Source organism: Butyrivibrio sp. YAB3001 (assembly GCF_900112195.1).
Classification (GTDB): Bacteria; Bacillota; Clostridia; order Lachnospirales; family Lachnospiraceae; genus Butyrivibrio.
The window spans coordinates 1-18,511 of record NZ_FOKR01000016.1 but is presented as its reverse complement, the minus strand read 5'-3'; the positions used below and the strand labels follow the sequence as shown (position 1 = coordinate 18,511).

Sequence of the window (18,511 nt, the reverse complement as noted above, 5' to 3'; positions counted from 1 at the left end):
GCTTTGACTTTAGCAGCAATAGTAGTTATACCACTGCTGGAAAATATAAAACGACCAGGCAATCTTACTATAGTTTGCTCCTGTTGCAGGACCACCATCGCCTTTAACTATATAGTCATTGATAAACTTTGAGACATATGCAGCATCAAAGATATCCTGTTTTTTAAGGAATGCCGTGCTGCTGTATTCCATAAGCTGCTCTCTTAAAGGTCCGCGCAGCCACTGATCCATGGGAACGCCAAAACCGGTCTTAGGACGGTCAAGCAGTTCTTTTGGTATATAATCATATGCGATATCTTTAAGGATATGCTTTTTATCGCCTTTATAATACTTAAATTTGTGCGGAAGCCTGAATGAATACTCCATAACATCAGTATCCATGATGGGACATCTTGCTTCCATCGAATACTTCATTGAAGCTCTGTCCATCTTAACCAGAATATCTTCAGGAAGATAAGTATCCATATCAAGGAGCATTCGTCTTATCTGAAAATCATTTACATCATAGCTGCTCTCAATCGGATAAAGTACAGGCGCGATATTTCCGCTATTTTTATAATCCGTGGCAAAATACTCTTCTGCAGTCATTTTATGATCAAGCCGCTCTTCGCCTGACAAAAAAGCATTAGCCGCTCTCACATAACTCTCAGAAACAAGCTGTGTCTTAGTCTCAGGATCTCTGTTATTGGCAACAACCTTAACTCTGAAAGGATATTTGTCAAACAATTTTCCGCCACTTAAAGGAATCTGCCCAAGTCCATGGGCAATTGCTCCGGGAATATCCAAAAGCTGTGCCTGTCTTACATTATCATATATATTGTATCCGCAGAAAAATTCATCTCCGCCATCACCTGAAAGTGCCACAGTAACATCTTTTCTGGCCAGCTTACTTACAAGCATTGATGGAATTTCAGAATTATCTGCAAATGGTTCGTCATAGTATTGAGGAATGCTGCTCACAAGATCAAACATCTCTTTTTCAGAAATATAGAGCTCTGTGTGCTCAGTTCCAAGATGCTTTGCAACTTCCTTAGCGTACCTGGCTTCATTGTATTCAGGAACATCAAAGCCTATACAGAAAGTCTTAACAGGCTTATCTGACAATTCCTGCGCGATGGCAGTTACAAGTGAAGAATCGTAGCCACCTGACAAAAATGTTCCAAGCGGCACATCTGCAATCATTCTTCCTGCAACAGAATGTCTAAGGCGCTGCTTTAAGCCTTCCTTAGCCTCCTCATAGTCTGTAACCGGATTCTGACTCTCTCTCTTATAAACCTCTTTAATATCCCAGTATTTCCACTTCTTTATGTTGCCATTTCTGAATTTCAGTATAGTTCCCGGTTCAAGTTTATATACATCTTCAAAAACCGTATCCGGCGCTGTTATATACTGCTGGAAAAGATATCTCGGAATGATCTGCTTTCTTATTCTTCCTCTGAATCCCGGACATTTCATGATTGGTTTAAGTTCGGAAGCAAAGATTATATTGTCCCCATCAAGCCAGTAAAACAGCGGTTTCTTACCGATTCTGTCCCTTATAAGATAAACATCCTCAGTTTCTCTGTCATAGAGTGCAATTGCAAACATTCCATGAATATGGTCTACCATGTTGATGCCCCATCGCAGATATGCAGCAATTATAACCTCTGTATCACAGGTTGATTTGTAGGGATAATCCTTGAGTTCTTCCTTGAGTTCAAGAAAATTGTAGATTTCTCCATTAAAAACAATTGTAATACGGCCGTTTGCTGAATGCATCGGCTGATGCCCAAGAGGCGAAAGATCCAATATGGAAAGTCTTCTCTGTGCAAGTCCTATGCTATATCCGTCAGCTCCCTCGTATATTGCGACTCCACTGTCATTAGGACCACGATGATACATTGTATCATTCATGATCCTAAGTTCTTCTTCTGTAATTGTTTTTCTAGATATGTATCCGCAGATTCCGCACATTAAGCAATAATTACTCCAAATTCATTTGTGTTTACAACAGTTGCAATGTTCTATATTCTTACAAATTCCCGCAGTAAATGCGTGTCTCTGTCATCTATTGTTTTTATCTGTAATCTTCTCAAGATAATCACGCCATTTAATAAAAATAGCTTCGGTGCTTGCAAGTTCTTTTATCTTGGAAGCTTCTCTTCCCATCCTGGATGCAAGGTGCTTATCCTCTATCAGTCTGCATATCCTATCTGCAAGAGCTTCCTCATCTCTAACCGGAATGAGAAATCCATTCTCACCATCTCTTATTACAGCCTTGGGGCCGCCACATGGACAATCTGTAGCTACTACAGGCATACCCATAGCCATGGCTTCAAGAAGCGAATTAGGCATACCCTCGTAGTCCGAAGAGTATGCGTATACCTCTGCTTTTGGTATCTCTACCTCAAGTTTGTCACATCCGCCCATAAGATGAATATAAGCTTCTGCCTTATTATCACTAATGAGCTTCTCTAGTATTTCTTTGGTCCCGTCAAAAGAATCAGGACCGTATATTTTTAGCTGATAATCAGGGTGCTTTGCATGAACTTTTAAGAATGCCCTGACAAGCATTGGATGATTTTTGAAATCAACTAATCTTGCATGATTTACCACGCATTTCTCAGGTTCAGAGCTTCTTTGTACCTCAAAATACTTGGAATTTATCGGATTCATTATTATCTCTGAATTATCCTGAAGATATGGCTTAAAAAAATCTTTTTGCTCCTGTGTCTGAAAAACACAGCCTGCAGCCTTTGGAAACAACCACTTTATCTGGATTTTGTCAGAAAATGCGTCATAATATCCGATTGGATTGATCCTGACTGAAATAACAACAGGGATATTGCTGTTACCTGCTGCCATAAGTGCTCTGTAGTTGGCTCTGTGAGCAAATGCAACCAGGACATCCGGCTTATATTCTTTTACAAATTCTTTTAAATACTTTACCCTGAGCAAAAATTTAGTAACACGTGATTTGTTTTGGTCTTCATCTCTTAGACCCACATGAACTCTGGTGACACGCTCGTCAAGTTCAAACTCATTTTCATCGTACCACTCAGTTGCAACATATACCTTTACATCTTCCTGTGCAAAGCGATTTGCAAGATTTGAGACCACGCGCTCTGCGCCGCCCTGGCAAAGACAATTTAAATGAAATGCGATTTTCTTCATATATTAGTTTTGTTCATACCCTTTGAATATTTCATGAATGCTTTCTTTGTATCTGTCCGGAGTGTACATAAAGGCTCTTTCAAGCGACTTTTCACCATAATGCGCTCTTAAGTCTTCACCTTCGATCATATTACAGATTGCATCTGCAAGCATCTTCTCACCATCTGTAATTGTTTCCGGTTCCATATTTACTTCCTGCCCCATATCAGGTACAAGAATTCCGTACGTTCCCATGATCTTTGTATCTACGCTTCTTCCATCAGGCTTTTCTTTTATCAGGTTTTCGTATTCATCCTCTGATAAAAGAATCTCTCTTGGTCCGGTTTTACAGTCAGCTGAAATAACAGGCTTTTTAAGCGCCATTGCCTCAAGAACTGCATTTGGAAATCCCTCATGGTTAGAACTGCAGACATAAATATCTGATTTTGACACATAGGCAAAAGGATTTTTTCTAACTCCGGGGAAAAATACTTTATCACCAACTCCAAGTTTATCCGCAAGTTCCTCGTATCCGCTGAAGTCCCCTGCACCCACTACTACAAGCCTTGCCTTTGGATGTTTCTTACAGACAATGGAAAAAGCCTTTACCAGATGCCAGATACCTTTAATATAGTCATTCCTTCCCATGCATGAAATCACTATATCATCTTTGTCAAAAGGATAATCTGATATCTCTTCTGCTCCCATTTTCCGGACATCATTAACATCTAATGGATTATAGATATAAGTATTCTTGTGATAATCAAAATCATTGGACAATTGCCTTACAATTTCTTTAGAGCAGGATAGCACCTGATCAGAACGTTTGCAAAACAGCTTCACTTCATTCTGATTCTCTAAATCTGTCTGACATCTTATTCCAGTCAGAACTTTTTCTTTGCCCTTTGATAAGACATTTACATAATTAGCTGAGCTTCCAAAGCTGTAAGAAATATGAATTCCCAGTTCTTTCTTTTTCTTCCTGACTGTGGAAACCCGCTTAAATACATTTATTACCTTGTTGACAATTCCGGATTTAGCCGGAATATCGATATCTACAATATTAAGTCCTGTAATATCATAATTGATATCCTTAGAACTAAAAATAAGGACATAAACATTATAATATTCCTGCATAAGCTTTGCGGTAGCTACGCATACCCTCTCAAAGCCTCCCTGATGCAGCATTGGAACTATCAGCATCAGATTCTTTTTGTTATTGTTCATTAAAAATGTCCTCGTTCGTAGAAATAGCCCATAAGCTTAGCCTGCGATTTAACATCAAAGCCTGCCGCCTTTAATTTAGCCAGAATATACTCTGAAGACTGCTGTCTGTCTCCTATAGAATATTCAATAGATCTGCGAAGTTGCTTTTTGTATTGCTCGGATATCTGACCAAGATCTTGTTCTGTAGCCTTATCTATAAGATCCATGTTAGGAACCTGTCCTGCTCCGAATATTCGCTCGTTCCTTCCGCCTGTTATGGCATCAAAGGTCTCGTTGAGCTTAAGTTCTTCATCAAGAGTATCCTCTGCATGATAATCCTCACGAAGCATAAGATCATCCAATATTTTTCTTGCCCAGTCTCTGGGTTCTGAATTAATACTTCGCATGGATACCAGTTCCGTCACGTTAACTTCACTGGTAACAGAATCAGAAACAAGGCACTGAAGTCCTGCTGCCTGCGCCTCCACAACGCTTCCCGGAAGTCCCTCATATCTTGAAGGGAAGCAGAAATAATCCATTGCCTGATAATACTCGCACGCATTACTCTTATTTCCCGCAAAGATGCATCTGTCATAAACATGAAGCTTCTCCGCAAGATTTTTCATCTCATCCATAAGAGGGCCTTTTCCAAGCATCAGAAGTCTGACCCTCATCCCGTGAAGCATGCTGTACTGGTTGAGGTCATCATTATCAAGCATCCTGCACACATTAGCAAAAACATTTAAAAGAAATTCATGATTCTTGGCATATCTAAAGCTCCCAACATGGCCTATTACGAGTGCATTGCTGACACCAAGTTCTTCCCTTATTCTGTTTCTTACTTCTTCATTGTATGCAAATTTCTTCAGATCAATGGCATTAGGTATGATCTTGACATTTCCTGCATTAAACATATCTTCGCCAAAGACCGCTACAGCAGCCTCCTTTGAGCAGGCAAAATTATAATTAGTCACGCCTTCCTTATGAAGCGGCGCTCTCAAAAACTTGGTAGCAAGTCCCTTCACTCCGTTATCAACCCCAGCGCTTCTGGCATGTGCGATACATATAGGAACACCATATTTTCTGGCGATTGGAAGATAAATGGCTGCAGTACTGGTCATATGTCCCTGTACTACTTTCCACTCTCCTAAATGTTCGTTAAAAAAGCGTCTGAGTGCCGCTTTGTAATCCACAGTATTGGTTCCAACAAAACGAGGGAGACAGTATATTCTACCTCCCAGTTTTTTTACCGTGGCATCAAAATAATCCGGCTCCCTTACTGCCATCAGTTCATCAGAAGTCGGACATTTTTTACCTGTTTTCTCCGGAGAGCAATGGACCAAAAAGTCAAACTGAATCTTATCCCTATCCATATTGCGATAAAGATCCATAATGCGGCATTCAGCTCCGCCAAGTCCTAATACCCCCAACACATGAAGAACTCGAATTTGTCCATTACTTTCTTCCATACTTTACCTCTTTGACAAGTTACTCTTTAGTTTCACCGCAAGATACTTGGATTTGGCAACTATATATTCATATGCCTCATCCCTGATACCTCTCACTTCAGAACCATAATGAAGAAATTCTTCATAGGATACCACATCCGCTTTATCAAACAGCTTCTCAAATGCCTTGAAATCACTGTCTGTCATAGTGTTTATGTGATAAACAAAAGATACAATCCCCTCTTTTTTGCTGGCTATAGACCTTGACCTGCTGATTGAAATAGGATAAAAAACCATTCCATCGAGTTCATAAGGTCTTACTCCAAAGCCATCTGTAATTCTGTAAAAGCCATTCTTTTTCAAGGCTTTTAGTGTGTTTTTATCGTATGAATGGGAAGGAGCCATAAATATATCAGTCGCAATTCCTCTTTGCTTTAATAATCTCTTGCCTTCCCTGATCATTTCATCCTGCTTTTCATAGGATAATCCTGCAAATTCGGATTTATTGCCGATAGGAAACACTCCCGGATCATCAGTTTTGTATACATGATTAAATCCATGCATTGCGATAACCCATCCATTTTGCTGCAGATTTCTGACATATTCCCAAAAATCTTCTCTCGGAGTCTGTATGCCAAGCTTTGAATCTTTATTATCAGGAACAATACCTATTAGCGGTCTTATACCATTTTTATCCAGAATAGCTTTGAAACGTTCAAACTTGTCAAAATCCATATCCGGAGTGATATCATCCATCCTGATCGTTATATGCATAAAATGTATCCTCGATAATCTAAATTGTGTTTCCTAAAATATTCTATTACAGGTTTGCTTTATACCATTCAATAGCAAGCTCAATTCCTGCTTTAAAGTCATATGAAGGATCATAGCCAAGATTCTTTCTTGCCTTGGAAATATCAGCATTTGAATCGCGGATATCTCCTGCTCTTGGTGGTCCGAAAATAGGTTCAACATCAAGTCCAAGCGCATCTGTGAGATGATGATAAACATCAATAAGGAATTCTCTTCCTCCTGCGCCGATATTATAAGCTTCGCCCGCAACATCAGAAGAAGCAAGACATGCTCTTAAATTTCCCTCGATTACGTTGTCCACGTAAGTAAAGTCTCTGGATTGTTTGCCATCACCATTAATAGTAGGTGTCTCACCGTTCATAAGCTGTCTTAAGAACTTAGGAATAACAGCTGCATACGCGCCGTTTGGATCCTGGCGTCTTCCAAAAACGTTAAAGTATCTAAGACCATATGTATCGAGATTATAAAGCTTTTTGTAGAGCTTTCCGTACTCTTCATCAGTCTTCTTGGTGAGCGCATAAGGTGAAAGGACATTTCCTTCCTGTCCTTCTTTCTTGGGAAGCACTGTTGAATCTCCGTAAACAGAAGAACTTGAAGCATAAACAAACTTCTTAACTCCGTTCTGTCTTGAAGCTTCCATCATGTTAAGTGTTCCTCTGATGTTGATCTCCTCATACAAAAGAGGCATCTCGATACTTCTTGGCACACTTCCCCATGCTGCTTCATTAAGAACATAGGTAACACCTTCAGTTGCCTTCATGCAGGCATCAAGATCTCTGATATCTTCCTGTAAAAAAGTAAACTTTGGATTTGCCATAAATGGCTGTATATTTTCAATATGACCGGTGGAAAGATTATCCATGCATCTTACTGTATATCCCATATCAAGGAGTGCTTCACAGATATTAGACCCGATAAAGCCTGCTCCGCCTGTTACCAAAAAAACTGAATCCTTGTCAAACTTTAATTCTTTAAAACCCATATCTTTTCTCTTTCTTTATACAAAACTTATTACAGTCTCCAGTAATCAAATTCAGGAGCCTTATAATCATCCATGTTGTAGATTCCCTTAAGATCCATAAATATCTTAGTCTTATGAGCTGCATTAAAGAAGGCAGCTATATCTGAAGGCTTGTATTCCTTGAAGTCTTCATGTGCAACTGCAACGATAACAGCATCCATATCTTTTACAGAAGAAAGCTTGTCAAATTCAATTCCATAAAGTCTCTTAGCTTCATCAGAATCTGCCTGTGGATCTACAACTACAGGTGTAATCCCGTATTCGCCAAGTTCGTTATATATATCAATTACCTTTGTATTACGTGTATCAGGACAGTTTTCCTTAAATGTAAATCCCAAGATAGCAACCTTGGCATTCTTAACAGGAACGTCATTTGCAATAAGTCTCTTTACGCAGGACTCAGCAATGTATTTGCCCATGTCGTCATTGATACGTCTTCCTGAAAGAATGATCTGTGAATGATATCCAAGTTCCTCTGCCTTATATGTAAGATAGTAAGGGTCAACACCAATACAGTGTCCACCAACAAGTCCAGGGAAGAATTTAAGGAAGTTCCACTTTGTGCCTGCTGCCTCAAGAACGCTCTTTGTGTCGATTCCCATTCTGTGGAAGATCATTGATAATTCATTCATGAACGCAATATTGATATCACGCTGTGAATTTTCGATAACCTTTGCAGCTTCTGCAACCTTTATTGACTGAGCTCTATACACACCTGCAAGAGCAACAAGGCTGTAAACATTTGCCACTTCCTCCAAGGTCTCTTCATCCATACCGGAAACGATCTTGGTAATGGTATCAAGTCTGTGAACTTTGTCACCTGGGTTGATACGCTCAGGAGAATATCCAACCTTAAAATCAACACCGCACTTAAGACCAGATTCCTTTTCAAGGATAGGAACACAGATATCCTCTGTAACTCCCGGATATACTGTAGACTCATAAACTACAATACTTCCCTTGGTAAGATATTTTCCAAGGGTATGGCTTGCGCCCTCAACCGGTGAAAGGTCAGGTGTATGATCATCATTTACAGGTGTGGGAACAGCAACAATATGGAACTTGCATTCACGGAGCTTTTCCGGATCTGCTGTAAACTCTACTGAGGTTTCTTTTATTGCATCATTACCAACTTCTCTTGTTGGATCAATTCCTTTTTTATATAGTTCAACCTTTGCTGCGTTAAAATCATAACCAACTACCTTGATTTTCTTTGCATAGGCAACAGCAATAGGCATTCCAACATAGCCAAGACCTACTAAAGAAAGCTTTTCTTCTCCTGAAAGAAGCTTCTCATATAAACTCATAATATTTCCTCCGAAATAAAGTATTCACTTTTTTCATACTTATTTTACTAAATTTTATTATTTTGCACACTACACTATTATACTACGTATGTCAAATATAGTGTTGATACGTTACAGTTCCGCCAGCAAAGATGCACTTAAGTGAACAGTATCCACTAATCAGCTACCGTCATGAACCAACAATATCGCCAATGGCATTCAGGTACGCTCCAATTACTTTGTGTCTGTCAAAGTGCTCCTCCACCCATTTGCGGCCCATTTTACCCATGGTCTTTCTCTCTTCCATGGAGAGCTGCATAAATCTGTCAATTGCCTCGGTAAGGCTTTCTTCATCCCTCGGCTTAAATAAAAGCCCGGATACGTTATTATCAACAATTTCCTTGCAGCCGCTTATGTCTGATGCTATCACAGGTCTTCCTGTTGCCGCTGCCTCCATTAAAACATTGGACATTCCCTCATGATAGGAAGGGTGAACTATAGCATCGGCTTCTCTGATGTACGGATGAATATCTTTACTATAAGGAATACTCTTGAAATACCCTTTTTCAACAGCTTCTTTTACCTTATCGTCGTAATCATCATCAGAATATCCTATTGCGGAAAAAGATATCTTATCTCCATACTTATCATGAAGTTTTCTGGCAGCATAAAGATACTCATCTGTGCCTTTCTCCTTCATAAGTCGCCCTATATAAAGAAATCTCGTAACATCATCCTTGTGACCGGGATATTCTTCAAATTTATGTTTTGAGAGATTGACGCCTGAACCGCTTACGGTAACATGTTTCCTGGCAAAAATGCCATTCCGCTCAAAAACTTTACGGTTTGTATCATTCTGGAAGAAAAGACATCTGCATTTCTTTAGTGAAATCCTGTACATTGCAACTATCATTTTCAAAAGCACTCCACCTCGCTCAAAAGTGCTTCCAAGTCCTGTTATTGTGGAAATATATGGGATTTTCAGCAAGCTGCAGGCAAAACCGCCGTAGATATTTGGCTTTATCGTATATGTAATTACAATATCTGGTTTCTCTTCGTTTAATAGTTTCTTATAAGCGCCAAAAAGAGCCATATCCTGAATCGGATTGACTCCTCGCCTGTTAATATCTGTATGGATTACTTTACAGCCTTCATCTTTAAGTTCTTTTACCTTTAATTCATCCGGAAGACTGATAACAACGTCAAACCCTTTATCCATAAGCCCTAAAAGCAGCTCATTTCTAAAATCATACAAGCCGCTGGATGAATTCGCCAAAATTAGTGCCTTTGCCATTTCTTTTCACCTAATAAAGGCTGCTGCCAATGTTTCAACAACAGCCTTTTATTCCTTAAATATAATATGATGTAAATATCAAAAATGATGTCACAGATTGCTCTGCGCAATACGCTCCCACAATCCTATATTAAACCAGCATATCCTCAGGCTTTATACAGAGTTCATTGTATTTCATCATGTATACGCCTTCCTTATAATCTCCGATTCTTATTGGATTTTCATCGCCTTTAAGGTTTCGGATGACCTGTCTTGGGATATTGACTCCGCACTCGTAGGCATGGGGGTAACCTCCACCAAATCGAGGGTTAACTTCCGAGAGATACCAGATATCATTCTTTTCATCATGGAAAAGGTCAATATCAATCATTCCCCTGTAACCAATTGTCTCGACAAAGTAAATAATCTGCTTAAAGATATTCTCATCTATCACAGAAACTGACTTATCCGTCTCACCTGCTCTCATCTTTATCTTTTTCTTAAGGAAAATAGATGTGCATTTGCCCGAAACAAGGTCAACATATACATCTGCACCATATTCCTGTCCGGACATATATTCCTGTATCATCAGATCATCATAATCATGGAAAAGAGCTGTGAGCATTTCCATGGATTTTACTGAATTGATATTGATAGATGCGCTTCCCTTTCTCGGCTTTACAAAAACAGGAAAATCAATGATGCCTTCCTGTCTTGCATTTTCAAAATCCTCAACAGAGAGATAGCATCTTGCAGTAGGGATTCCCAGCTTTATCAGCATCTCATACATCATGTATTTATCCAGACTTGTCTCACAAAGCTCATAAGATGAAACAATGGGAACAGTCCCAATCTCGTTAAATCTGTCTGCATTCTTGGCAAGTAGTGACAGTTCAGGATCTATAAGACTGAAAATTCCGTTTATCTTTTCTTTTCTGCAGATTCCAAGGATTGTATCAATATAAAAAGGATCGGTAATCGGCGGCACTATAAAAGCCTTGTCAGCATCGTATATTGCTGGGCCAATATTTGAACAGTCAGTTGCAAATACTTTGCCATTATTCGCAATTTCTTTTTTAAAAGCCTGCACAACTTTATTTCTTGTTCCTGCGCTCAAAATAAGAATATTGATTTCCATTATCTGCCTCCATAAGTCAACCTGTAGAATCATCATTCCAAAGTTAATTTGCCGGTTCTTTCAAGTCGTTCTTTTCTGATCTGGGCAAAATTTCCTTCCACCGCATTAGTATCTTCTGCCACCTGCTCGGAATGCCCAAATACTGTATTAAAGGTAAGTCCTATCACCTTAAGATCCATCATGAAGTTTAAATTCTCAACATAGGTAGCATCTATTTCAAATCTCTTATCCCAGTCAACTGTATTTCTTCCACTTACCTGTGCAAGTCCCGTAAGTCCCGGTCTTACAGTGTGTCTTAGCTTTTCTCTCTCTGTGTAGTAGGGAAGATATTCGACCAAAAGCGGTCTGGGACCAATAAAGCTCATATCACCCTTTAAGATGTTGAAAAACTCCGGAAGCTCGTCGAGACTTGTTTTTCTGAGGAAATTACCAAATGAAGTAAGTCTGTCTTTATCCGGAAGAAGTTTTCCATTTGCATCCTTCTTATCCGTCATAGTCCTGAATTTATAGAGATTGAATATCTTTTCATCTTTACCGGGACGTGCCTGCTTAAAAAGAATAGGGCTTCCAAGTTTTACTCTTACAAACAGCGCCAAAATCAGGAACAACCAGCAAAAAAGAACTATAACAAGAAGCGAAATTACTATGTCCAATAGCCTTTTTATGTATCTTTTATACATTATTTTTCCTCAACATCCCCGCAGCTCAAAGCAGTAATAGCTTATGCAAAGCATTCCTTAACCACTTCAATGATCACATCCTGCTGTTCTTTTGTCATTTTATTATCGCTTGGAAGACAAAGGCCTCTTTCGAAAATATCGCTTCCAACATCTACAAATCCTGTCTCTGCGATATAGGCATTACTTCTGCCTCTGCCGTTTCCTGTAGCTGTAACAAACGGATTCATTCTATAAATAGGCTGCATATGCATAGGCTTCCAGATTGGTCTTCCTTCCGCATTTATGCTCGCTATTTTTTCCAGTATTTCTGTTGGGCAGCTCTTTCCGGACTCAGAAACATACAATACGTCTTTTTCCCCTCTGACCTGTTTGCACATAGCTTCCCTGTCAATAATCAGGCAAGAGAGCCAGAAGTTTGGTTCTGAATTTGCGCTGTCATAAGGATTCATGCTTACTGGAAGATTCTTAAATCCTTCCTTGTAGCGTTCATAGATAGCTTTTTTCTGATCAATATGCTCTTCAAGATGAGGAATCTGTCCTCTGACGACTCCTGCTATCACGTTGCTCATACGATAATTATATCCCAATTCTTCATGCTGATACCATGGCGCATCTTCTCTGGCCTGTGTTGACCACTTTCTTACCTTGTGAGCATCCTCAACTGAATCAGTAATAAACATTCCACCTGAAGAACCTGTTATTATCTTATTTCCGTTAAAAGAAATAATTCCGTAATCTCCAAAAATACCTGTCTGTTTCCCCTTATATGAGGCACCGAAAGATTCCGCAGCATCCTCAACTATAAGCGCCCCGTTTTCATCACAGATTGCTCGTATCTCATCAATTTTACCGGGTGTTCCATAAAGATGAGCAACTACTACAAGCTTAACCTCAGGATATATATCAAAAGCCTTCCTAAGAGCGTTAGGATCCATATTCCAGGTGTCATACTCTGTATCGATAAATACAGCCTCTCCGCCCTCATAAGCCACCGGATTTACAGTAGCATCAAAAGTCATATCGGAGCAGAAAACTTTTTTGCCTTCAAGAGATCCATGTCCCACCTTTGGCTGACCGTATAATCTCTCACCCGCAAGCTTGATAGCAAGATGAAGAGCAGCAGTTCCGGAAGATAATGCCACAGCGTCTTTACAACCTATCTTTTCTGCTATAAGCTTCTCTGACTCATTTATATTTGCTCCAACAGTAGACATCCAGTTTGTCTCATATGCTTCCTGCATAAATTTAAGTTCTTCTCCGTGCATTGTAGGCGAAGCAAGATAGATTTTCTTTTCAAATGGCTTAATTTCCATAATTTTTCCTCTTTTAACTGCTCTTAAAAATTCTCTTCGTTTATCTTTTCAGCAACTTTTTTGAGTGCTTCTTTATGTTCCCTGGTGTGATCAGCCTCATTGTCTGTAGGATGATAGGTTGTAACTATTTCCTGCACAAGGCTCTTTACTTCAGCAGATTCTTCGTTAGCCGCAATCTTAAGTCTCTCAAGCTGCCCAAAGAAACGCATCTCATCAAGTTCAATAGGCTTTCCGATATGGATCATCCTGTTAGAGGTATCCTGAAGTCCCTCTTCATCCATGAGCATCTCTTCGTAGAGCTTTTCACCGGGACGAAGTCCTGTAAACTCGATTCTGATATCCTCTCCGACTTTATAGCCTGAGAGCTTGATAAGATTCTCCGCAAGATCCAGGATCTTTACCGGCTCTCCCATATCAAGGACAAAGATTTCTCCCCCCTTGGCATATGCGCCTGCCTGAAGCACAAGGGAAACTGCCTCTGTAATGGTCATAAAATATCTGATGATCTCAGGATCTGTTACCGTAACAGGACCACCTGCAGCAATCTGCTTCTTAAAAAGTGGTATTACTGAGCCGTTTGAACCAAGTACATTTCCAAATCTTACAGCAACAAACTCAGTGTCATAGTGCTTGTTAAAGGTCTGAACAATCATCTCACAGATTCGTTTACTTGCTCCCATAACGTTAGTTGGATTAACTGCCTTATCTGTGGATATCATTACAAACTTCTTTGTTCCGTTCATTGCGGCTGCCATAGCAGTCTTCCATGTACCAAAAACATTATTCTTGATTGCTTCGCCGGGGCTGTCTTCCATAAGCGGAACATGCTTATGAGCCGCAGCATGATATACAATATCAGGCTTATACTCTTCAAAGATAGAATTGATCCTAAGCGTATTTCTAACTGAAGCTATAAGAACGACCAGATCAAGTTCCGGGTGCTTACTCTTAAGCTCCTGCTGAATGTCGTAGGCATTATTCTCATAAATATCAACTATGATAAGTCGTTTTGGCTTATGGCCTGCAATCTGTCTGCAAAGCTCAGAACCGATTGAACCGCCACCACCTGTCACCATTACTGTCTTACCGCTGACATATCCTGCTATCTGATCCATATCGACAGCGATAGGTTCTCTTCCAAGAAGGTCTTCAACTTCTACATCGCGAAGTCTAGATACATTGACCTCACCATTAACAAGCTGATACATTCCCGGCAGTGAACGGAGTTTACAGTTGGTGTTTTTACATATTTCAAGTATCTTTTTAAGCTCTGTTCTTGAAACTGAAGGGATGGCAACAATTATCTCGTCAACATCATAAAGATCTGCGCACTCAACAATCCTGTCTCTTCCTCCCACAACACGGATTCCCTGTATGTATTTGCCCCATTTGTTAGGATCATCGTCAATAATACATTTGATTGACATTGTGGAATAGTTGCTGGTAATTATCTCTTTTATAATGATATTACCGGCTTCTCCTGCGCCAATGACCATGACTGCCTTGCTGTTATTACGATTCTCAACGCGGTGCTTCTGACTTCTAAAAAACCTATATGAAAATCTGCTTATAAATATCAAAGTTATAAGCAAAAATGTATACAGAAAATAATAACTCTGAGGTACAGGTCTTGACTCAATTTTAAAGAACTGAAGTCCAATCGCGTCAATTACACCTGAAAAGACACATGCCATAACAAGATTCTGAAGTTCTCTCTCTCCCGCATATGCCCACAAGCTGTCATACAGCTTGAAAATATAAAAAACAGCTAATGTCAAAATGATGTCTATTACCAAGAATTCACTGACAGGTGTCATGAAATGGTCAGGTATGCTCCCAACACTGAATTCGTACCTTATCAAAATTGCAAAATAGCTTGCAAATATAACAGATATCACATCATAAATGATAAGACCTGTTCTTCTATACAATTTTTGAAAATTAAACGGCTCTTTTTTATTGTTTTTACTCATATTTTCTTTCCCTGTACACCATTCCTGCAAAAGACAACAAAAGCGCCACAGTCATAGGATTACAGAAGTGGAATACCCATTCGGTCATTCCCGCAACCATAAAGCCTATTGTCATAGCAAAGGCAATAAGTGTAAGGGGTTCCTTCTTTTCATTCTTTTTATAAAGTCTGATTCCGCCTATCAATGCGCTCACAAGAAGAAGTACAAATAAACCTCCCGAAATAAGCCCATTATCGTAAGCGACCTGAATATATGTATTATGGGCATGAACTGCAATCTCTCCATTGGGAAGAAGTGCGCCCATTGTCTCATGTCCTGTAAGATTTAACTCCTTTAAATAAGACCTGAATATAGTTATTCTACCATTTGAAACAACATCAAGCTTATTGTTCTCATCCACGTACCCATTCATCTCGCTAAGAAGCATATGGTACTCAGCTCTTGTAAATCCGTTTGCTGCAAGAAGCAAATCAGAAGACACGGGTTCAGTCTCAAACGGAAGTCTGCCACTATCCTCATAATCAGCTATTATATCACCATTTTCATCATAAATCGGTGTTCCGTCATCATTATAATTATTTACGTCAATAGGATATTCATAACTGCCTGTATCAAGCCCGAATATCTTTGAAGAGAAAAGAGAAATGAATCTCTCAACACACATAAAGTTCGTGCTATCCCAAGAAGCGCCGCCTCTTATGCTTGGATCCGTGTCATCAATTGCATAAAATACCGGATTCGCAGCAATAACCGGAACTATTCTCTGCATGGTAAATGCTGCAGGGAAGCAAATGATAACTGAAAGTGCCATTGCTGCTATAATTCTAAGTATCTTTTTAGCCTGACCTGAAACTGCAACGGCCATAACCGCAATAACGCTGACTGCAATTGCAAGATAAGCTGTTCTTGACACCGTAAATATAGCGTATGCCATGATAAAGCCAAAAAGCACCATCTCTTTCCAGGCTGATTTAAACAATTCCACAACTTTTATTGTTCCAGGAAATGCAACAATTTTAATCGTCAGCATAACTGTGGCTGCCGCTGCCATAAAAGTAAGATACTCTGCAGTAACCGTAACTGTATGAAATATAAAAGCAAATCTTCCGCTCACAAAACCGGCAAAATATCTGTGGCACAAAGAAAACAGCAGTGAAATCATGAAATTAAGCATAAGTCCACCGGACAGAATCTTATACCAGTTCTTGGTTCCCTTCCAGAAATAGAGCCTTAAATATAATGCCGAGAAAGTGAGTACAAGGGATATTCCCCATACTCTGGTATTGCGAAATACTATTATTGAAGCAAAAAACAATATTAACACAGCACCAAAACGACTAAGAGAAAGCTTAAGTTTATTATCATTTTTCTTTATATCGCGAATTCTGGCATAAATCTCACTAATGAGATTTATCACCACCAGTCCTGAGAGAATACAGATGGCTATAGCAAGCTTAAGCGCGATGTTATGGAGATCATATTCTTTTTCAGTGATGGCAAGCGCATGTAATTTGTAGTAGTTAACGCCAACTATAATTGAAAGAATTACCCAGAATAAATTAATAAGGCTTAAAGCCTGCTTAACTGAAAAAGTAAGTATTATTAGCACAAGAAGACATATGATCATCCTTCTCTCTGAAATGGTATGATATATGTCATAAAGGTCATTCATATATGCGCTGGCATACCATATAGCCATAGCTATGGAAGCCATCATAAAAATATAAGTCTTTCTCTCTTTTGCTAAAACACCGTTCCAAAATGATATTCCAAAACTATATTTCACAACACGGTGATTGATTCCGTAAAAAACAATGGCTGCAGCTATCAAAAGCCCTATTTCATAAAAAACTATATCCCCAACTCTTAAGTCAAACAACCGCAAAGGAAATACCATTATCATCAGTGCTGTGAAGAAAACTGCTGCGAGCGGATTTGCAACAAATCTGCATGCTCTTTCAACTGTCGAAATGGTATTTTTCTCAGGTCTTTTCTTGTAGTATATATCTGCAACTATCAAAAATGTGATAGCAAATACCACAAATCCCATTATTGCGATAAGCGATATGCTCTTTGATACAGGCAATCTATAGGAATAAATCGCATTAAGATGCCTTGCAGGTATTTCAACATAGTTTAAGTAAAGGCTTCCAACATATCCGGAAGCATAAGGAATATCCTCATATCCCACGGTGAACTGTGAACGACAAGCCGATACTGATAAATAGTACTCTTTTCCCACTGTAGTAGTTAACTCAACAGGTACATTAACATATCCGGGAATCTCAAAGCCTGCAGTATCCACATATGTTCTAAACAGTTCCGATGCATTTTCGTCAAGAATTGAAACTGTAATATATCTTCCCTTACTCATTTCAGACACATAAAGATCGATACTGCTTAGTTTGTCATACTGAATTACAAATTTCTGAAGAAGCCTGTCATCGCTTCTAATAAGCTCAGAATTCTCTGCAGGTGCCCCACCTGTATGAAACTTACTAACGGCTGTCCAAACTCTGAATGGCCATATACTAAGAACAGCCACAAGAGTAAGAAGCAGTACTATTATCCTTATTGCTGCTAATTTATTTATTACTCTTCTCATTTATAATATTCCCAATTTTAAGCGGTAGTGTCAAATTAACTACCCGTTTTTTAGTTCTAAAACCTTGATTTATCGGGAGTTCAAAATAAAAAGAGCATTGACCTCCCTTTTTGGTATAATGTCAGCGACCAAACTCACAAAATAACCAGGAGACAATGCTCGTGAACATTATACTTTATTTACTTCAAATCATTCAACAACTCTATCAGCAAAACTGCTGGCTGATTAATTTCATCTGCAGATATATACCTCTAAAGCAGTGGGCTTTCGATGATTCTCATTCTCCCAAATATCAAAAGTTCAAAGTCGATGAACTCCCTAAGATTGTCTATTACCATCAGGATTGGAACTGGAAAGATCTCAATAACTACTATGCCCAGCGCTATGGTAAGGCCATCAAACCGATCAAGCGTCGCACTGAATGCGATATTCCAGAGGACTGTACCTGTCCTTCATGCCATGCCCCACAGCCTTATCTTTACAAGAACAATGGTAAGGCAGGACAGCTCATGTGTAAGATCTGCCAGACTGCTTTCACTCCCGGAGATAACCGCTTTGATAATCAGATGTCTCTAAAGTGCCCTCACTGCCAGCATACCCTCGTTCGTAAGAAAGACCGTAAG

General features: G+C 39.3%; 13 protein-coding genes and 1 pseudogene. 1 reads left to right on the top strand and 13 read right to left on the bottom strand.

Features of this window, described 5'->3' with window-relative positions:
• Nucleotides 1-9 precede the first annotated feature (9 nt).
• The 13 genes from asnB to BM086_RS15125 form a co-directional block, all read right to left on the bottom strand.
• On the bottom strand, nt 10-1,953 hold the full coding sequence (gene asnB / locus BM086_RS15185) for an asparagine synthase (glutamine-hydrolyzing) (protein ID WP_092328537.1): 1,944 nt from the start codon (nt 1,951-1,953) through the stop codon (nt 10-12).
• Between the two features lie 90 nt (nt 1,954-2,043).
• Nucleotides 2,044-3,153, bottom strand: a complete 1,110-nt coding sequence (locus tag BM086_RS15180) for a glycosyltransferase (protein WP_092328532.1) — start codon at nt 3,151-3,153, stop codon at nt 2,044-2,046.
• Between the two features lie 3 nt (nt 3,154-3,156).
• Complete coding sequence (locus BM086_RS15175; RefSeq protein ID WP_092328528.1) at nt 3,157-4,359, bottom strand: glycosyltransferase; 1,203 nt, start codon at nt 4,357-4,359, stop codon at nt 3,157-3,159.
• Nucleotides 4,359-5,807, bottom strand: a complete 1,449-nt coding sequence (locus tag BM086_RS15170; protein ID WP_092328525.1) for a glycosyltransferase — start codon at nt 5,805-5,807, stop codon at nt 4,359-4,361. Before BM086_RS15170 ends, BM086_RS15175 begins: the two co-directional genes overlap by 1 nt.
• A 3-nt stretch (nt 5,808-5,810) precedes the next feature.
• Nucleotides 5,811-6,560, bottom strand: a complete 750-nt coding sequence (locus BM086_RS15165) for a DUF2334 domain-containing protein (protein ID WP_092328520.1) — start codon at nt 6,558-6,560, stop codon at nt 5,811-5,813.
• A gap of 46 nt (nt 6,561-6,606) precedes the next feature.
• Complete coding sequence (locus BM086_RS15160) at nt 6,607-7,581, bottom strand: SDR family oxidoreductase (RefSeq protein ID WP_092328515.1); 975 nt, start codon at nt 7,579-7,581, stop codon at nt 6,607-6,609.
• Nucleotides 7,582-7,610: 29 nt separating this feature from the next.
• Nucleotides 7,611-8,927 (bottom strand): nucleotide sugar dehydrogenase, encoded by a 1,317-nt coding sequence (locus BM086_RS15155; RefSeq protein ID WP_092328510.1) that lies wholly within the window; start codon nt 8,925-8,927, stop codon nt 7,611-7,613.
• A gap of 169 nt (nt 8,928-9,096) precedes the next feature.
• Nucleotides 9,097-10,200, bottom strand: a complete 1,104-nt coding sequence (locus BM086_RS15150) for a glycosyltransferase family 4 protein (protein ID WP_092328506.1) — start codon at nt 10,198-10,200, stop codon at nt 9,097-9,099.
• A 130-nt stretch (nt 10,201-10,330) separates the two neighbouring features.
• Entirely contained in the window at nt 10,331-11,317 is a 987-nt protein-coding gene (locus BM086_RS15145) for an ATP-grasp domain-containing protein (protein ID WP_092328503.1), read from the bottom strand.
• Between the two features lie 32 nt (nt 11,318-11,349).
• Nucleotides 11,350-11,997: a sugar transferase gene (locus BM086_RS15140; protein WP_092328498.1), complete on the bottom strand. Its 648-nt coding sequence runs from the start codon at nt 11,995-11,997 to the stop codon at nt 11,350-11,352.
• A 41-nt stretch (nt 11,998-12,038) separates the two neighbouring features.
• Nucleotides 12,039-13,310 (bottom strand): DegT/DnrJ/EryC1/StrS family aminotransferase, encoded by a 1,272-nt coding sequence (locus BM086_RS15135; RefSeq protein WP_175560306.1) that lies wholly within the window; start codon nt 13,308-13,310, stop codon nt 12,039-12,041.
• Between the two features lie 23 nt (nt 13,311-13,333).
• Nucleotides 13,334-15,283 (bottom strand): polysaccharide biosynthesis protein, encoded by a 1,950-nt coding sequence (locus BM086_RS15130; RefSeq protein WP_092328494.1) that lies wholly within the window; start codon nt 15,281-15,283, stop codon nt 13,334-13,336.
• Nucleotides 15,276-17,888: an O-antigen ligase family protein gene (locus tag BM086_RS15125; protein ID WP_092328490.1), complete on the bottom strand. Its 2,613-nt coding sequence runs from the start codon at nt 17,886-17,888 to the stop codon at nt 15,276-15,278. Before BM086_RS15125 ends, BM086_RS15130 begins: the two co-directional genes overlap by 8 nt.
• Before the next feature lie 161 nt (nt 17,889-18,049).
• Here BM086_RS15125 and BM086_RS15120 point away from each other — a divergent pair.
• A pseudogene (locus BM086_RS15120) lies at nt 18,050-18,511 on the top strand (transposase); the annotation flags it as partial.

Coding starts and splice junctions, on each gene's coding strand:
- BM086_RS15175 (WP_092328528.1), bottom strand. CDS start 4,359: ATGAACAATAACAAAAAGAATCTGATGCTGATAGTTCCAATGCTGCAT.
- BM086_RS15135 (WP_175560306.1), bottom strand. CDS start 13,310: ATGGAAATTAAGCCATTTGAAAAGAAAATCTATCTTGCTTCGCCTACA.
- BM086_RS15165 (WP_092328520.1), bottom strand. CDS start 6,560: ATGCATATAACGATCAGGATGGATGATATCACTCCGGATATGGATTTT.
- BM086_RS15155 (WP_092328510.1), bottom strand. CDS start 8,927: ATGAGTTTATATGAGAAGCTTCTTTCAGGAGAAGAAAAGCTTTCTTTA.
- asnB (WP_092328537.1), bottom strand. CDS start 1,953: ATGTGCGGAATCTGCGGATACATATCTAGAAAAACAATTACAGAAGAA.
- BM086_RS15125 (WP_092328490.1), bottom strand. CDS start 17,888: ATGAGAAGAGTAATAAATAAATTAGCAGCAATAAGGATAATAGTACTG.
- BM086_RS15130 (WP_092328494.1), bottom strand. CDS start 15,283: ATGAGTAAAAACAATAAAAAAGAGCCGTTTAATTTTCAAAAATTGTAT.
- BM086_RS15150 (WP_092328506.1), bottom strand. CDS start 10,200: ATGGCAAAGGCACTAATTTTGGCGAATTCATCCAGCGGCTTGTATGAT.
- BM086_RS15160 (WP_092328515.1), bottom strand. CDS start 7,581: ATGGGTTTTAAAGAATTAAAGTTTGACAAGGATTCAGTTTTTTTGGTA.
- BM086_RS15145 (WP_092328503.1), bottom strand. CDS start 11,317: ATGGAAATCAATATTCTTATTTTGAGCGCAGGAACAAGAAATAAAGTT.
- BM086_RS15180 (WP_092328532.1), bottom strand. CDS start 3,153: ATGAAGAAAATCGCATTTCATTTAAATTGTCTTTGCCAGGGCGGCGCA.
- BM086_RS15140 (WP_092328498.1), bottom strand. CDS start 11,997: ATGTATAAAAGATACATAAAAAGGCTATTGGACATAGTAATTTCGCTT.
- BM086_RS15170 (WP_092328525.1), bottom strand. CDS start 5,807: ATGGAAGAAAGTAATGGACAAATTCGAGTTCTTCATGTGTTGGGGGTA.